13 protein-coding genes and 1 pseudogene are annotated in these 14,388 nt (G+C 66.8%); 8 read left to right on the plus strand and 6 right to left on the minus strand.

What is annotated here, in order from left to right:
• Positions 1–28: 28 nt before the first annotated feature.
• Positions 29–1,822: an ABC transporter ATP-binding protein gene (locus ACRAQ3_RS05010; protein WP_269396998.1), complete on the minus strand. Its 1,794-nt coding sequence runs from the start codon at positions 1,820–1,822 to the stop codon at positions 29–31.
• On the minus strand, positions 1,819–2,499 hold the full coding sequence (locus ACRAQ3_RS05015) for a tyrosine-protein phosphatase (RefSeq protein WP_432255885.1): 681 nt from the start codon (positions 2,497–2,499) through the stop codon (positions 1,819–1,821). The genes ACRAQ3_RS05010 and ACRAQ3_RS05015 overlap by 4 nt, the downstream gene beginning before the upstream one ends.
• Before the next feature lie 120 nt (positions 2,500–2,619).
• On the opposite strand from ACRAQ3_RS05015, the gene ACRAQ3_RS05020 reads away from it, so the two are divergent.
• Together ACRAQ3_RS05020 and ACRAQ3_RS05025 are read left to right on the plus strand one after the other, a co-directional pair.
• Positions 2,620–3,234 carry a hypothetical protein gene (locus tag ACRAQ3_RS05020; protein WP_432255886.1) on the plus strand — a complete coding sequence of 205 codons (615 nt, stop codon included), beginning with the start codon at positions 2,620–2,622 and terminating at the stop codon, positions 3,232–3,234.
• A gap of 67 nt (positions 3,235–3,301) precedes the next feature.
• Positions 3,302–4,483, plus strand: coding sequence for a pyridoxal-phosphate-dependent aminotransferase family protein (locus ACRAQ3_RS05025; RefSeq protein ID WP_432255887.1), 1,182 nt, complete (start codon positions 3,302–3,304; stop codon positions 4,481–4,483).
• Positions 4,484–4,931: 448 nt separating this feature from the next.
• Here the strand turns inward: ACRAQ3_RS05025 and phaZ are convergent.
• Positions 4,932–6,185 (minus strand): annotated as a pseudogene (phaZ, locus tag ACRAQ3_RS05030) (polyhydroxyalkanoate depolymerase); the annotation flags it as partial.
• Positions 6,186–6,309: 124 nt separating this feature from the next.
• On the opposite strand from phaZ, the gene ACRAQ3_RS05035 reads away from it, so the two are divergent.
• From ACRAQ3_RS05035 to ACRAQ3_RS05050, 4 genes are all read left to right on the plus strand, one after another.
• The gene (locus ACRAQ3_RS05035) at positions 6,310–8,142 is read left to right on the plus strand and encodes a PHA/PHB synthase family protein (protein WP_432255888.1); all 1,833 of its coding nucleotides are present in this window, start codon (positions 6,310–6,312) and stop codon (positions 8,140–8,142) included.
• 142 nt (positions 8,143–8,284) lie between these two features.
• Positions 8,285–8,749: a phasin family protein gene (locus ACRAQ3_RS05040; protein WP_085894700.1), complete on the plus strand. Its 465-nt coding sequence runs from the start codon at positions 8,285–8,287 to the stop codon at positions 8,747–8,749.
• 120 nt (positions 8,750–8,869) lie between these two features.
• Positions 8,870–9,409, plus strand: coding sequence for a polyhydroxyalkanoate synthesis repressor PhaR (phaR, locus tag ACRAQ3_RS05045; protein ID WP_085894701.1), 540 nt, complete (start codon positions 8,870–8,872; stop codon positions 9,407–9,409).
• A 175-nt stretch (positions 9,410–9,584) separates the two neighbouring features.
• Entirely contained in the window at positions 9,585–10,379 is a 795-nt protein-coding gene (locus tag ACRAQ3_RS05050; protein ID WP_432255889.1) for a class I SAM-dependent methyltransferase, read from the plus strand.
• Positions 10,380–10,443: 64 nt separating this feature from the next.
• Here ACRAQ3_RS05050 and ACRAQ3_RS05055 read toward each other — a convergent pair whose 3' ends face one another.
• On the minus strand, positions 10,444–11,220 hold the full coding sequence (locus ACRAQ3_RS05055; protein ID WP_269396992.1) for a Bax inhibitor-1/YccA family protein: 777 nt from the start codon (positions 11,218–11,220) through the stop codon (positions 10,444–10,446).
• A gap of 12 nt (positions 11,221–11,232) precedes the next feature.
• On the minus strand, positions 11,233–11,742 hold the full coding sequence (locus ACRAQ3_RS05060; RefSeq protein ID WP_432256312.1) for a hypothetical protein: 510 nt from the start codon (positions 11,740–11,742) through the stop codon (positions 11,233–11,235).
• Here ACRAQ3_RS05060 and ACRAQ3_RS05065 point away from each other — a divergent pair.
• Together ACRAQ3_RS05065 and hisN are read left to right on the plus strand one after the other, a co-directional pair.
• On the plus strand, positions 11,698–12,066 hold the full coding sequence (locus ACRAQ3_RS05065) for a helix-turn-helix domain-containing protein (protein WP_085894704.1): 369 nt from the start codon (positions 11,698–11,700) through the stop codon (positions 12,064–12,066). The two genes, ACRAQ3_RS05060 and ACRAQ3_RS05065, sit on opposite strands and share 45 nt — an antisense overlap.
• A gap of 101 nt (positions 12,067–12,167) precedes the next feature.
• Positions 12,168–12,980, plus strand: coding sequence for a histidinol-phosphatase (hisN, locus tag ACRAQ3_RS05070; protein WP_432255890.1), 813 nt, complete (start codon positions 12,168–12,170; stop codon positions 12,978–12,980).
• A 115-nt stretch (positions 12,981–13,095) separates the two neighbouring features.
• Here the strand turns inward: hisN and guaD are convergent, their stop codons facing one another.
• Complete coding sequence (gene guaD / locus ACRAQ3_RS05075) at positions 13,096–14,385, minus strand: guanine deaminase (protein ID WP_432255891.1); 1,290 nt, start codon at positions 14,383–14,385, stop codon at positions 13,096–13,098.
• Between the last annotated feature and the right edge of the window lie 3 nt (positions 14,386–14,388).

The raw sequence follows: 14,388 nt of genomic DNA on the forward strand, positions 1-14,388 counted from the left end.
CCCTACATAGGGGGCCATGCGACCGACGTCAGCCCGTCTCGGGGTCGCGGAACTGCAGCGCATGCAGATCGGCATAAAGACCGCCCCGCGCCAGCAACTCGGCATGACTGCCCTGATCGACCACCTGACCGTGGTCCATCACCACGATGCTGTCGGCGCCCTGCACGGTGGACAGGCGGTGCGCGATCACCAGCGTCGTGCGCCCCTCCGAAAGCCGCTCCAGCGCCTGCTGCACCACCGCCTCGGATTTCGTGTCGAGCGCGCTGGTCGCCTCGTCGAGCAACAGCACCGGCGTGTCGCGCAGAAGCGCGCGGGCGATGGCCACGCGCTGGCGCTGCCCGCCCGAAAGCGCCGAACCGCGCGGCCCGGCCGGGCTGTCGAGGCCCTTGGCCAGTCGCGGCAGGAAATCGGAGACATGCGCCGCGTCGAGCACCTCGCGCAGACGCTTCTCGGAGACGTCGGTCCGGCCGAGCAGGATGTTGTCGCGGATCGATTCGTCGAACAGCAGCGCGTCCTGCGTCACCACCGAGATCAACCCGCGCAGATCCTCGAGCGCGAGCGCGCGGGTCGGCACGCCGCCAATGGTGATCTCTCCCGATTGCGGATCGACGAGCCGGGCCAGCAGGTTGAATACCGTGCTCTTGCCCGCTCCCGATGCGCCGACCAGAGCGGTGGTGCGGCCCGCCTTGGCGGTGAAACTCGCGCCGCGTAGCACCGGCAGATCGCCATAGGCGAGGCGTACGTCCTCCAGCCGGATCTCCGGAGCTCCTTGGGGGGCAGGGCGCGGCGTCGCGGGCGAAACGAGAGAGGGCTTCGCGTCGAAGATGGCACGCATCCGCTCGAGGCTGGCGGCGGCGGTCTGCCATTGGCCCGAGATGTTGCCGAGCCGGCGCAGCGGTTCGAAGGCAAGGCTCATGGCGGTAAAGAACGCCATGAACTGGCCGACCGACTTGTCACCGGCGATGATCTCGGCGCCGCCGTAGAACAGCACGCCGAGGAAGCCGAGACCGGTCATGATGTCGATCATCGATGGAATGGCAGCCTGGCCCGAAGAGGCATGAATCTCGGCGCGCACACGGGCGCCGATCAGGCGGTCATAGCGCTCGGATTGGTAGCGCTCGAGCCCGTTGAGCTTGATCGGCGCGATGCCGTGGAACACCTCGTCGAGCCGGGTCGACATGCGCGCCGCGATCTCGCGCGAGCTGCGCGACCGACGGCGCACGTATTTCTGCGCGAGCAGCGAGGGCAGCACGAGGATCGGGATGCCGATCAGCGCCACCAGCGTCCAGCGCCAATCGACCGAGAGCGCCACCGCGAACAGCGCGACCACCGAGGTCACGTCGCGCCCGGCCCCGGTGATGAGCGCGGCCCAGACCTGGTTGATCGAGTTGACGTCGCCCTGCACCCGCTCGATCAGGTAGCCCGGCGGATGCGCCTGATGCCAGCCGCCGTCGAGCCGCATCAGATGCGCCAGCAGGTCGGCCCGCAGCCGGGCGGCGCTGCGCTCGCGGATCGTGGTCATCAGCACGCGCTGGCCCAGCGAGGTCACGGCGCGCACGATGAAGATGCCCATTACCACGACGCCAACGATCCACAGCGCCTCGGTCCGCCCGGCGACGAAAACCTCGTCGAACATCGGCTTCATCATCGAGGCGAACAGCCCCAGCGAGCCGCCCTCGATCGCCATCAGGACCATCGCGACCACCAACCAGCGCCAGTGCCGCGAGAGGTAGCTGCGCCACAGCCAAAGAAACAGCCCGCGGCGGTCAGGGCGCGGCGCAGCCGGATCGGCGTCGGCGGGAGGGCGCAGCGCGGTGGTCATCGCCTGGCCCGTCCGGCCTCGAAGCTGCTCTGCGCGGCCTCGGCATCGTATTCGGTGGCGATCCAGTCCTCGATCCCGATCGGGCCGCGCTCCTGCCGCGTGGCATAGAGGTCGAGGATGTGGTCGAGGATCCCGGTGCGGGAGCGGCGAAAATGCAGGAAGCGCGGATGCAGTTGGCGGCGCGCCTCCTCGATCGGCCGGCCCTCGGCCAGAAGATGCAGGGCCGAGGCGAAACCGGCGCGGTCGGCACCCGATTTGCAATGCATCACCACGGGGCGCTCGGCCTCGCGCAGCAACTCGAATAGCCGCAGGATCTGGCCGCGCGGTGCGGCGCGACGCGCCGAAAGCTGGGTCGAGACAAGCCGCAGCCCCAGCGCCCGGCAGCTCTCGGCCTCGAACAGGTAACGCGGATGCCCGCCCTCGCCGCGCAAGTTGATGACCGTGCGAATGCCGATCTTGGCCATCTTCTCGAACCGGCCATGCGTCGGCTGGTTCGAACGGAACACGCCCGGGGTCACGAGATGGAAATTGGTCCACCAGTAGCGCAGGATCGCGTGGTCGAGTATCAGGTAGCTCGCCAGCGCGCGGCGGCGGGCGCCGGCATCGTCGAGGTGATGATGCCGCCCGGTGCGGGCGCGCCGCTCCCAGGCCTTCAGATCCTCGAGAAGCTTCATCATCGGTCCTATCCCACGCATCCGGCATTCCATAAGCATCCCGAGCCCCTCTCGCAAGGCAGGCGGGTTTGACGGGGCCGCAGGCGCGGCCTAGGGCAGGGCGGAGCGATGAAAGAGGCGGGCATGGATCACGAAGGCATCGAGCTGATCGACAAGGTAAGGCTGTGGCCCAGCCACGCCATGATCGCCGGGCGACCGCGCCGGGTGAAATGGGGCGCCTGGGCCGTGTACCTGCCCGGCCCGCAGATCAAGCTGATGCATGCGGTGGCGGGGCGGCAGCATTGCATCTACCACAAGGCGCCCCGGCGCGAGGAGGTGCTGGGCGGCTTCGACCGGCGCCGCGATGCCGAGGATTGGGCGCGGGCCTTCTCGACGCCGGTGTTGCGCCGGGTGGCCGAGAACTGGGTGATGTTCCAAAGGCTGCACGCGGCGGGGCTCGGCCCCGAGCCGATGGGGCTGGTGGCGGTGCGCGACTATCGCAGCTTCTTTTCGCGCGGACGCGGGATCACCGCCGGGCTGAGGCTTGCCGATCTGACCAGGTATCCGGAAAAGACGCCGGCAACCGAGGCGGAGCTGCGCGCGGCGGGCATCGTTCCGGACCGTAGCCGCGCTTCGCTGCGCGAGCAAATCCGCGGCTATGTAAGCGACCTCAACAACCTGCATGGCGCGATGCCCGAAGAGGGCGAGGCCGAGGTGGCGGCGGTCGAGGCGGCGCTGGCGCGGGCGCTGGGGCACTGAGAGGGCGTTGACGGCGGCGTCGGGCGGGGCGAGGCTGCGCGCCGATCAACCCTCGCGAGGCCCCCGCATGTCGCTTTCCCACGGTCGCCCCTATCTCGCCATTCCCGGCCCCTCGGTCATGCCCGACCGGGTGCTCGCGGCGATGCAGCGCCCGGCGCCCAACATCTACACCGGCGCGCTGCACGAGATGACTGCGACGCTGTTTCCCGACCTGAAGCGGGTCGCCGGCACCGACCATCACGCCGCGATCTACATCTCGAACGGCCACGGCATGTGGGAGGCGGCGCTTCTGAACGTGCTGGCGCGGGGCGACCGGATCCTTGCACTTGTGGCAGGGCATTTCGGCCATGGCTGGGTCGCCACGGCAAGGGCGCTGGGTGCCGAGGTCGAGGTGATCGAGAGCAACGGGGCCGGGCCGGTCGATCCGGGCCGGCTCGCCGATCGGCTTCGCGCCGATCGGAGCCACGAGATCCGCGCCGTCATTTCCTGCCATGTCGATACCGCGACCGGGGTCCGGGCCGACATGGCGGGCTACCGCGCCGCGCTCGACGCGGCGGGGCACCCGGCGCTCCTGATGGCAGATTGCATCGCCTCCATGGGCTGTGACCGCTTCGAGATGGACGCGATGGGCGTCGATGTCGCGATCACCGCGAGCCAGAAGGGGCTGATGACGCCGCCGGGGCTGGGCTTTGCCTTCTTCAACAAGCGCGCGGCCGAAGCCCGGCGTCGGGCGGACATGGTCACGCCCTACTGGGACTGGCGGCCGCGCGCGGCGCCCGACCTGTATTACCAGTATTTCGCGGGCACCGCGCCGACCCATCACCTCTACGCGCTGCGCGCTGCGCTGGACCTGATCGTCGAGGAGGGGATCGAGGCGGTTTGGCGCCGGCATGCCCGCCTCGCAAGCGCGATCTGGGCGACTGTGGAGGCATGGGGCCGCGAAGGAGAGATGCGGCTCGGCGTGCGCTCGGCGGAGGATCGCAGCCACGCCGTGACGTCGATCCATCTGGGCGCACCTGACGCGGACCGGCTGCGCGACTGGTGCGAGACGGAAATGGGGGTGACGCTCGGGATTGGGCTGGGACGGACACCGCCCGAGGGCTGGTTCCGTATCGGCCATATGGGCCACGTGAATGCACATATGGTGCTGGGCGCGCTCGGGACCATCGAGGCGGGGCTCTCGGCCCTGTCGATCCCGCATGGCGCGGGCGGGGTGACGGCGGCGGCCAAGGCGCTGGCCGCCGCCTGATCGCTCAGTCGTTGGCGGCGCGGGTCGGCTTGCCGGGCTGCGCGGCGTCGGATTGCGTCTCAGCGGGCTTGGCGGTCCCGCCCTTCGGCGCATCCGACTTCGACGGTTCGGCCTTCGATGCATCGGCCTGCTGCAGGGCCGCCTCGGGTTTGGCCGGCTCCTGCTTCGGTGCGTTGCTGTTCGAACTCACCAGTGTCGGCTTCGATACGGCCGGCTCGAGGGCGGCAGGCTCGCTCGTCGGCTGCGTCGCCACGACCGGTCCGGCTGTCTTAGCCACGGGCTTCGCTTCATGCGCCCCGGCTTCGGCCCCCTTGGCGATGTCCTTCGCGACCTTCGCCTCGGGCTTGGCGGCCTTGGGTTTGCTCGTCCCGGACGGCTTCGCCTTTGCGGCGGCGGGCTTGGCCGACCGGGCGGGCTTCGACGGCTGGGTCGGCCTGGGAGATCCGACCTTGGTCGTGTGCTTGGCCGGCGCATCGGAATTGGCGTCGATGAATTGCAGCACCAGCGGCCGGATGTTGTTGCGCCAACTCGACCCGGCGAAGATCCCGTAATGCCCGGCGCCGGGCTCCAGATGCGCCGCTTTGCGATCATCGGGCAGACCGGTCAGCAGGTCGAGCGCGGCGAGGCACTGGCCCGGGGCCGAGATGTCGTCCTTTTCGCCCTCGACGATCTTCACCGCCACCGAGGTGATCTTGCCCAAGTCGAGCTGGCGGCCATCCACGGTGAAGGCGTTGCGCGCGATGTCGCGTGACTTGAATACGCGCTCGACGGTCGAGAGGTAGAACTCGGCCGTCATGTCCATCACGGCGAGATACTCGTCGTAGAACTGGTTGTGCTTGTCGTGCTCGGACGCCTTGCCATGGGCGGCACGGAAGATCTGGTCGGTGAAGGCCTGCGCATGGGTGGCGGCGTTCATCGCGATGAAGGAGGCGAGCTGCAGCAGCCCGGGATAGACCTCGCGGCCCACGCCCTTGTACTTGAAACCGACCCGCTGGATCATCGAATGCTCCAGCTGGCCCATCGTGACGCGGCTGCCGAAATCGGTAACGTCGGTGGCGGCGGCGTCGGGATCCACCGGCCCGCCAATCAGCGTCAGCGAGCGCGGCTGCGCCTCGGGGTCGTCCTCGGCCAGCATCGCCGTGGCCGCGAGGGTGAGCGGCACCGGCTGGCACACCGCGATCACGTGCAGGTCCGGGCCGAGATGGCGCATGAACTCGGCCACGTATTTGGTGTAGTCCTCGACGTCGAACTTGCCCTTGCTCACCGGGATGTCGCGGGCGTTGTGCCAATCCGTGATATGCACGTCGCAATCGGGCAGCAGGCTGATCACCGTCTTGCGCAGGAGGGTGGCGTAGTGGCCGGACATCGGCGCAACCAGCAACACGCGCCTCTTCGGCGATTTTCTGCCGGGGGTGGTAAAGCGGATCAGGTCGCCGAAGGGGCGTTCCACCAGCGTCTCGACGCGGACGATGTGGTCCTTGCCGTCGGGGCCGGTGATCGAGGGGATGCCCCAGTCAGGCTTGGCCACCATGCGTGCGAAGCTGCGCTCGGTCACGTCGCCCCATGCCTTGAGCAACTGCATCGCCGGGTTGGCGGTCATCGCCATCGCCGGGTAGTCGCCCATGGCGCGCGCGGTCGCACCCAACCACTGGTTGGTATTGCGCACGCTTTCCATCAGGTCGTAGGTCGGCATATACTTCATAAGACTGCTCCAGGCAGGGGTCGTAGGTCCGTCGGGCCAGCCCCGCCTCGGCGGCACGCGGGGCGCACAGGCCCGCCCCGGCAGGCCGCATGCTGCGCCTGCAAACTAGGGCGCGGGAGGGTGTATGACAACTGACGATCACGGCAAGGGCGCGGATCAGGGCGGGACCGGTGACGGTTTGGCCACGGGCGCCAAGGCACGGCTGGAAGCCAATCTGACCCGGATCGAGGAGCTGACGCAGCGGCTCGTCGGCGCGATGGGGCAGGGGCGACAGGTGCCGCCCAGCCTGCAGGGGCCGAGCCACGACCTCTACATGAAGGCCGCCGGGACCTATTGGGCCGAGATGATGCGAGACCCGGCCCGGATGATGGAGCACCAGCTCGGCTACTGGGGCAAGACGCTCAGGCATTACGTCGAGGCGCAGCAGCAACTGGTGCCCGGCGCGGCCCCCGTGGCAAGCGACAAGAAGGGCGACCGCCGGTTTTCCAACCCGCTATGGGACACCCACCCCTGGTTCAACTTCATCAAGCAGCAATATCTGACCAATGCCGAGGCGGTGCGGATGGCGATCGACTCGATCGAGGGTCTGGAGCCGCGCGAGAAGAAGCGGCTCGACTACTTCGCGACCCAGATCGTCGACATGTTCAGCCCGACCAACTTTCTCGCCACCAATCCCGACGCGTTGCAAAAGGCGCTCGAGACGGAAGGCCAGAGCCTGATCGACGGGCTCGAGAACCTGGTCCGCGATCTCGAGGCCAACAAGGGCGACCTCGTCGTGACGCTGGCCGACGGCAATGCCTTCCGGGTGGGCGAGAACCTCGCCACCACGCCGGGCGAGGTGGTGTTTCGCAACCATCTGTTCGAACTGATCCAGTACGCGCCGCAGACCGAGGACGTGCATGAGACGCCGGTGGTGCTGTTCCCGCCATGGATCAACAAGTACTACATCCTCGATCTGAAGCCGCAGAACAGCCTGATCCGCCACGTCGTCGAGCAGGGCTACACGCTCTTCGTGGTGAGCTGGATCAACCCCGATCCGAGCTATGCCGAGATCGGCATGACCGACTATGTGGAAGATGGCTATCTTCAGGCGATCGAGACGGTGAAGGAGATCTGCGGCGTCAAGAAGGTCAACGCGGTGGGCTACTGCATCGCCGGGACCACGCTGAGCCTGACGCTGTCGGTGCTCAAGGCGCGCAAGGACAACTCGGTCAACTCGGCCACCTTCTTCACCACCCTTACCGATTTTTCGGATCAGGGCGAGGTGGGCGTGTTCCTCGACGACGACTTCGTCGACGGCATCGAAGCGGAGGCGCGCGAGGCGGGTGTGCTCGACAAGTTCTACATGTCGCGCACCTTCTCCTTCCTGCGCGCGCGCGACCTGATCTACCAGCCCGCGATCCGCAGCTACATGATGGGCGAGGCGCCCCCCGCCTTCGACCTGCTCTACTGGAACGGCGACGGCACCAACCTGCCGGCGCGCATGGCTGTCGAATATCTGCGCGGCCTGTGCCAGCAGGACCTGTTCGCGACCGAGGGCTTCACCGTGGCCGGGCATCTGGCCAAGATCTCGGAAGTGACGGTGCCGGTCTTCGCGGTCGGATGCGAAAGCGACCACATCGCGGCGTGGGATTCGAGCTGGCGCGGCATTCAGAAGATGGGCTCGAAGGACAAGACCTTCGTGCTGTCGGGTTCGGGCCATATCGCGGGCATCGTGAACCCGCCTGCCAAGAAGAAATACGGCTACTGGACCAATGACAAACCGGCCAAGACGCCCGAGGAATGGCGCGCGGCCGCGACCAAGCACGAAGGGTCATGGTGGCCGGTCTGGATCGAATGGCTGAAGCCGCGATCGGGCGAACTGGTGCCAGCGCGTCAGCCCGGTTCCAAGGCGTATCCGGCGCTGGGCCCGGCTCCGGGGCGCTACGTAACGGGGGGCCGCCTCGCAGCCGAATAAGGCGCTTCCTGCCCTTGGGGAAGTTTTTTGCTGCACCGCAGAAAAACATCTTGAAATGCTGCGGCGCAGCATTCATATTCAGCTCATGAGTTCGACAGAGCGGGGCCATGGTGCTGCCGCAGCGACCAGAAAGGGACTTCTGATGGCCAACACGCAAGACTTCACCGCGATCTTCAAAGACATGATGGGCTCCTTCCCCGTCGACACCAAGAACATGGAAGAGATGTTCAAGAACCAATCCGCGCTCGCCGAGAAGCTCTCCGCCGCCAATCTCGAAGCGGCGCAGAAATCGACCGAGCTTTCGGCCAAGTGGGCCCAGGACACGCTCGCCAAGTTCGGCGAAGTGACCCGCGCCAAGTCGGAGCCCGCCGATTACGCCAAGGCGATGAGCGACTTCGCCTCCTCCTCCGCCGAAGCCGCCTCCGAGCACATGGCCGCCTTCGCGGAAATCGCGAAGAAACTGCAGACCGAGACCCTCGAACTGATGCTCTCGGCTGGCAAGGACATGAGCGACGACATGACCGCTGCCGCCAAGAAGGCCGGCGCCGATGCTCAGGCCGCGACTCGCAAGGCCTCTTCGCAGACCGCTCAGGCGGCCTCGAAGTAAGCCGCACTGCGGCGCTCCTCCCACGCCGCGGCGGGCGGGCTGTCATCGACAGCCCGCCCTTTCTTTTTGCGAAACACCGTCCTAGGCTTTGCTGCAGCGCATCATGCCGGGGGGAAAGAGATGGCCGAAACCACGAAACCGCTTCTGATCAAGCGATATGCCAGCCGGCGGCTCTACAACACCGAAACCAGCGACTACGTCACGCTCGAGGATATCGCCGGCTTCATCCGCGCGGGCCGCGAGGTGCAGATCGTCGATCTCAAATCCGGCGACGACCTGACCCGCCAATACCTGCTGCAGATCATCGCAGAACACGAAAGCCGGGGCGAAAGCGTGCTGCCCGTCGATGTGCTGACGGATCTGGTGCGCAGCTATACCAGCCAGGCCAGCTCCGTGGTGCCGCAGTTCCTCGCCGCCTCGTTCGAGATGCTGCGCGACGGGCAGTCGAAGCTCATGGAGAACATGACCAAGGTTTCGCCAATGGGGCAGATGCCCGGCTTCGAGGCGATGCGCGCGCAGCAGCAGGCCTTCTTCAAGGCGATGACGGGGGGCATGATGGGCTCCACCGGGCCCAAGCCGGAAAAGGAAGACGACAACCTCGACGACATCAAGAAGCAGCTTGCCGAGCTGCAGTCCAAGCTTTCGAAGATGGGTAAGTAGCGTAGCGGTCGGGGTAAGGCGAGGATCACCCCGAGCAATGCACTCGCATCCTCCCGGCGGCGCGCCCTTGGCCGCGCGACGGGGCAGGTGACCCACTTGCATGGCGTACCGCGATGCAGCGCCACGCGCCCGATCATGATAGGATAGGGCGAGGGAGATCGTGGAGGGGTGCGCCATGGACGGGATTGTCGCGCGGGCCGAAGCCGAGGCCTACGAGTTGTTCATGGGGCGCTGGAGTCGCCCCGTCGCTGATCGGTTCCTGGATTGGCTCAAGGCGCCCACCGGAGGCGACTGGATTGATATCGGTGCCGGAACCGGCGTCCTGACCGCCGCGATCCTCGAACGCTCGGCGCCGCGGCACCTGCTTGCGGTCGAGGAGTCGGAGAGCTTCGTCGCGCATCTGCAACATCGCTTCTCCGACGCCCGCCTCAGCATCGAGCATGGCGACGCGCTCCAACTGCCATTGCCGGAGGAGAGCCGCGACGTCGCCGTGGCCGGGCTCTTCGTCAATTTCGCAACTTCGATGGAAGCGGCGCTGGCCGAGATGCGCCGCGTGCTGCGCCCCGGCGGCCTGCTGGGGTTCTATGTTTGGGACTATCCCTCTGGCGGCATGGGCATGCTGGATGAGTTCTGGCAGGCGGCCAGGTCCATCGACCCGGAGGCGGTGCGGTCCTCCGAACGGCACCGCTTTGCCGATTGCGACTTTGCCGGTCTTGAGCGGGCCTGTCGCGCCGTGGGGTTGGAGCCGGCGATAGGGCAGATCGACACGATGAGCGAGCACGAGGATTTCGAGGCCTATTGGCGTCCCTTCACCCAGGCCCCCAGCACGGCGAAGCGGTACCTCGACGGTCTCGACCCCGATGCCCGGGCGCGGCTGCGCGGCGCGTTGGCGCAGCGGCTCGACCATGGCGGACCGATCCGCCTGCCGGCGCGGGCCTGGTGCGTGAAGGCGCAGCTGCCGGACAAATAGCCCCACATGGAAAAAGGGCCGGCGTTGCCGCCGACCCCTGGACCAATGTCGTCTGTCACGAAGCTTATTCGCGATTGCCGAAAAGCTGCAGCAGGAACATGAACATGTTGATGAAGTCGAGGTAGAGCTGCAGCGCGCCCATGATGGCGGCCTTGCCCAGCCACTCGCTGTCACCGTGGGCCGCATGGCTCACGTAGATGTTCTTGATGTTCTGCGTGTCATAGGCGGTCAGTCCGGCGAAGATCAGCACGCCCAGCACCGAGATCGCGAAGGCCACCGCCGAGGAGGCGAGGAAGATGTTCACGATCGAGGCCACGATCAGGCCGATCACGCCCATGATCAGGAAGGTGCCGAAACCTGACAGGTCCTTCTTCGTGGTATAGCCGTAAAGCGACAGCCCCGCGAAGGCGATGGCGGTGATCAGAAACACCTGAATGATTGAGACGCCGGTGAAGATGAGGAAGATCGAGCTGAGCGACAGGCCCATCACCGCGGCGAAGGCGTAGAAGACGACCTGCGCGGTGGCGGCCGACATGCGGTTCATGCCGGCGGAGAAGCCGAAGACGAACAGCAGCGGCGCGAACATGATCAGCCATTTCAGCGGCGAAGCATAGATCGCGGCGCCGAAGCTGGTCAGATACTTGCCAGTGCCGATCTGCGCGGCCGCGAGCGCCGGGTCGGTCGTGGTCGCCAGGCCCGAAATAGCCCATGCCGCCGCGGCGGTGATCAGCATGCCCACGGACATCGTGCCGTAGACCTTGTTCATGTGGGCGCGAAGCCCTTCGTCGATCCGAGCGGAGCGGGCCCCGGCCGTCGCGCGGATCGTATTGAATTCAGCCATTGAGACCTCCGGTCAGAAGAAAAACTGCTCGGTTCCGATATTGGGGATTGGGCGGCGCTTTTCAAGCCTGACGCCGTTGGCGCCGCCGGGTGGTAGCAAGGCTCGAAGGCCAGGGATCGCGGCGCCGATGAGCGTCCGGAAGTGCGGGAACGAGCCTCGTAGCAGACTGCTTTCCGGGTCCGTTTGGCAGCCCCTGATCGTCAGCGCCCGGTTCAAGACAGGTTCATGGACCGATCCCGCGCTGTTCAGCCACGATTCGCCAAAGGAAACACGGGTTTGCTCTGCGGTCCTGACCTTCCGGACAGTTTCACTGTCCATTTGACCCGGGTCATGACCAAAAAGCCATGATGACCTTTGCAACCGATGCGTGTCTAAATGGATATATACTGATGGGCATGCGTGCCCGAAAAACATTTGCAACGCGCAGCGTCCGGTCGAGTACCGCATTTGGGCGCAGAAGGTTAAGAAGGACAGCCGATGAAGCATCCCGTTGACGTCCATGTTGGCAAGCGCATCCGTCATCGCCGTTGGATGAATGGCACGACCCAGCAGCAGCTGGCCGAAAAGGTCGGCATCAAGTTCCAGCAGATCCAGAAATACGAAACCGGCATGAACCGCGTCAGCGCCTCGCGTCTGTGGGACATCGCCCACGCGCTCGGCGTGCCGGTGTCCTTTTTCTTCGAGGGCATGGACGCGGCGGAGCCCGAGGCCCGGCCCGGCGACATGCCCGGCGACGTGATGGCCGACCGCGAGGCGCTGGAACTGCTGCGGTCCTATTACGCGATCCCCGAACAGCAGCGCCGCCGCCTGTTCGACCTGGCCCGCGTGCTGAGCGACGCCGCCTGAAAGCACCCGTCGGAGGACGGTCCCCGGTCTTGACCGGGGCGCCGTCCGCGCGCTACCGCCGCCATCGGGCGGCCGATCCGTCCGAGCAGGATGGGCGCTACATGACCGGCACATACTCCCCCGATCTCATCCGCGACATCGTGGCCACGGCCCATGCCTTGGCCGATGCCGCGCGGCCCGAGACGCTGCGCCACTTCCGGCAGGGCATCGGCGTCGATGACAAGACCGGCGACGGGGTCGGTTTCGACCCGGTCACCGAGGCCGACCGCGCGGCCGAACGCACGATGCGGGCGATATTGGCGCAGCGACGTCCCGAGGACGCGATCCTCGGCGAGGAATACGGCGCAGAACCCGGAACCAGCGGGCTGACCTGGGTGCTCGACCCGATCGACGGCACCCGCGCCTATATTGCCGGGACCCCCACATGGGGCGTTCTGATCTCGGTTCGCGACGAGAACGGGCCGATCTTCGGAGTGATCGACCAGCCCTATATTGGCGAACGTTTCGAGGGGGGCTTGGGCATCGCGCGTCTTGACGGGCCGCTGGGGGAAAGTCGTCTTGCGACGGGTGCGTCCCGCGCGCTTTCCGAAGCGATCGTGATGACCACCTTTCCCGAAGTCGGCAGTCCGGCCGAACAGGCGGGCTTCGAAGCCGTGAGCCGGAAGGCCCGGCTGACGCGCTATGGCATGGATTGCTACGCCTATGCGCTGGTGGCACTGGGGCAGGTCGACCTCGTGATCGAGGCGGGGCTCAACAGCTATGACATCTGCGCCCCCATCGCCGTGATCGAGGCCGCCGGTGGCGTAGTCACCAACTGGCAGGGCGGCCCGGCGCATGAGGGCGGGCGCGTCATTGCCGCCGCCAATGCGGGCATTCACGCCGAGGCGCTGGAACTGCTGCGCCAAATCTGCTGAGCGGCGCGCGGCTGGCAATGGCAGGATTTGCGTATTTCAGGAACAAAGTCATCAGGCCGCTGCGCACCGTGGCAAAGCTGATCTCGCCTCGACGCGCAGCTTTCCGAAACGGGGACTAGCCCTTCATGCGCTGGCCCGCCACATAGGTGGCCGCGATCGCACGGTCGTCCCCCATCATGATCGTCGGGAACAGGGCCTCCCAGATGTCCGAGGCCAGCGCCGAGCGCTGGGCGATTCCGGGGGTCGAGGCGAGATCCAGCACGATCATGTCGGCAGCCGCGCCGGGTGCGAGGCGGCCGATTTCGCCTGCGGCATGCAGCACCTTGGCCGAGCCTTCGGTGGCGAGCCACAGGAGCTGCGCGGGGTGGATCGGGTTGCGCCTGAGCTGGCCCAGCTCATAGGCGGCACTCATTACCCGCAGCATCGAGAAGGACGAGCCGCCACCCGTATCCGAGGCCAGCCCGATCCGCTGCCCCTCGGCCACCCGCGCGGCCATGTCGAAGATGCCCGAGCCGATGAAGGTGTTCGATGTCGGGCAGTGCACGAGCCCGGCCCCGACCTCGCGCAGGCGGTCCGCCTCGCGCGGCTCCAGATGGATGGCGTGGCCGTAGAGACCGCGTTCGCCCAAGAGGCCATGCGCCTCGTAGGTGTCGAGATAGTCGCGCGCCTCCGGGTACAGGCCCTTCACCCATTCGATCTCGTCCACCTGCTCGGATAGGTGCGTCTGCATCAGGCAGGACGGATGTTCGGCCCAGAGCGCGCCCAGCGCGTCGAGCTGCTCCGGCGTCGAGGTGGGCGAAAAGCGCGGCGTGATGACATAGCGGGCGCGGCCCTTGTCGTGCCAGCGCGCGATCAGCGCCTTGCTGTCGTCATGTGCGCTCTGCGCCGTGTCTCGCAAGAAATCGGGCGCGTTGCGGTCCATGCAGGTCTTGCCCGCGAAGGCCGCCATGCCGCGCGCCTCGGCCGCCTCGAAGAAGGCATCGACGCTGCCGGGATGGATCGTGCAGAAGCTCGTGAGCGTCGTGGTGCCGTTGGCGATGGCGAGGTCGAGCGTACGGCCCGCGACCTCGTCGGCATAGGCGCGGTCGGCGAACTTGCCTTCCTCGGGAAAGGTGTAGCTGTTGAGCCAGTCGATCAACCGCTTGCCCCAGCTCGCGATCATCGCGGTCTGGGGGTAATGCATATGCGCATCGACGAAGCCCGGCAGGATCAGCCCCTCGCCGTGATCGATCACCTCCACGCCGCCATGTCGCGCCCGCAGCGCGTCGGCCTCGCCGGTGGCGACGACCCGGCCACCCTCGACCAGCACCGCGCCGCGGCTTGAATGGGTGGCGGCGGCGGGGCCTTCGATGAAGGGATCGCCGGTGAAGTTCAGGGTCTGGCCCAGGTGCAATGTCTGTGTCATGGG

Source organism: Limimaricola sp. AA108-03, assembly GCF_050847355.1.
Lineage (GTDB): Bacteria > Pseudomonadota > Alphaproteobacteria > Rhodobacterales > Rhodobacteraceae > Limimaricola.

Excerpts from the sequence above, each read along its gene's own strand:
- ACRAQ3_RS05065 (WP_085894704.1), top strand. The coding sequence starts at position 11,698 with ATGAAGCATCCCGTTGACGTCCATGTTGGCAAGCGCATCCGTCATCGC.
- phaR (WP_085894701.1), top strand. The coding sequence starts at position 8,870 with ATGGCCGAAACCACGAAACCGCTTCTGATCAAGCGATATGCCAGCCGG.
- ACRAQ3_RS05025 (WP_432255887.1), top strand. The coding sequence starts at position 3,302 with ATGTCGCTTTCCCACGGTCGCCCCTATCTCGCCATTCCCGGCCCCTCG.
- ACRAQ3_RS05020 (WP_432255886.1), top strand. The coding sequence starts at position 2,620 with ATGGATCACGAAGGCATCGAGCTGATCGACAAGGTAAGGCTGTGGCCC.
- ACRAQ3_RS05010 (WP_269396998.1), bottom strand. The coding sequence starts at position 1,822 with ATGACCACCGCGCTGCGCCCTCCCGCCGACGCCGATCCGGCTGCGCCG.
- guaD (WP_432255891.1), bottom strand. The coding sequence starts at position 14,385 with ATGACACAGACATTGCACCTGGGCCAGACCCTGAACTTCACCGGCGAT.
- ACRAQ3_RS05050 (WP_432255889.1), top strand. The coding sequence starts at position 9,585 with ATGGACGGGATTGTCGCGCGGGCCGAAGCCGAGGCCTACGAGTTGTTC.
- ACRAQ3_RS05035 (WP_432255888.1), top strand. The coding sequence starts at position 6,310 with ATGACAACTGACGATCACGGCAAGGGCGCGGATCAGGGCGGGACCGGT.
- ACRAQ3_RS05040 (WP_085894700.1), top strand. The coding sequence starts at position 8,285 with ATGGCCAACACGCAAGACTTCACCGCGATCTTCAAAGACATGATGGGC.
- ACRAQ3_RS05015 (WP_432255885.1), bottom strand. The coding sequence starts at position 2,499 with ATGATGAAGCTTCTCGAGGATCTGAAGGCCTGGGAGCGGCGCGCCCGC.
- ACRAQ3_RS05055 (WP_269396992.1), bottom strand. The coding sequence starts at position 11,220 with ATGGCTGAATTCAATACGATCCGCGCGACGGCCGGGGCCCGCTCCGCT.
- ACRAQ3_RS05060 (WP_432256312.1), bottom strand. The coding sequence starts at position 11,742 with ATGACGGATGCGCTTGCCAACATGGACGTCAACGGGATGCTTCATCGG.
- hisN (WP_432255890.1), top strand. The coding sequence starts at position 12,168 with ATGACCGGCACATACTCCCCCGATCTCATCCGCGACATCGTGGCCACG.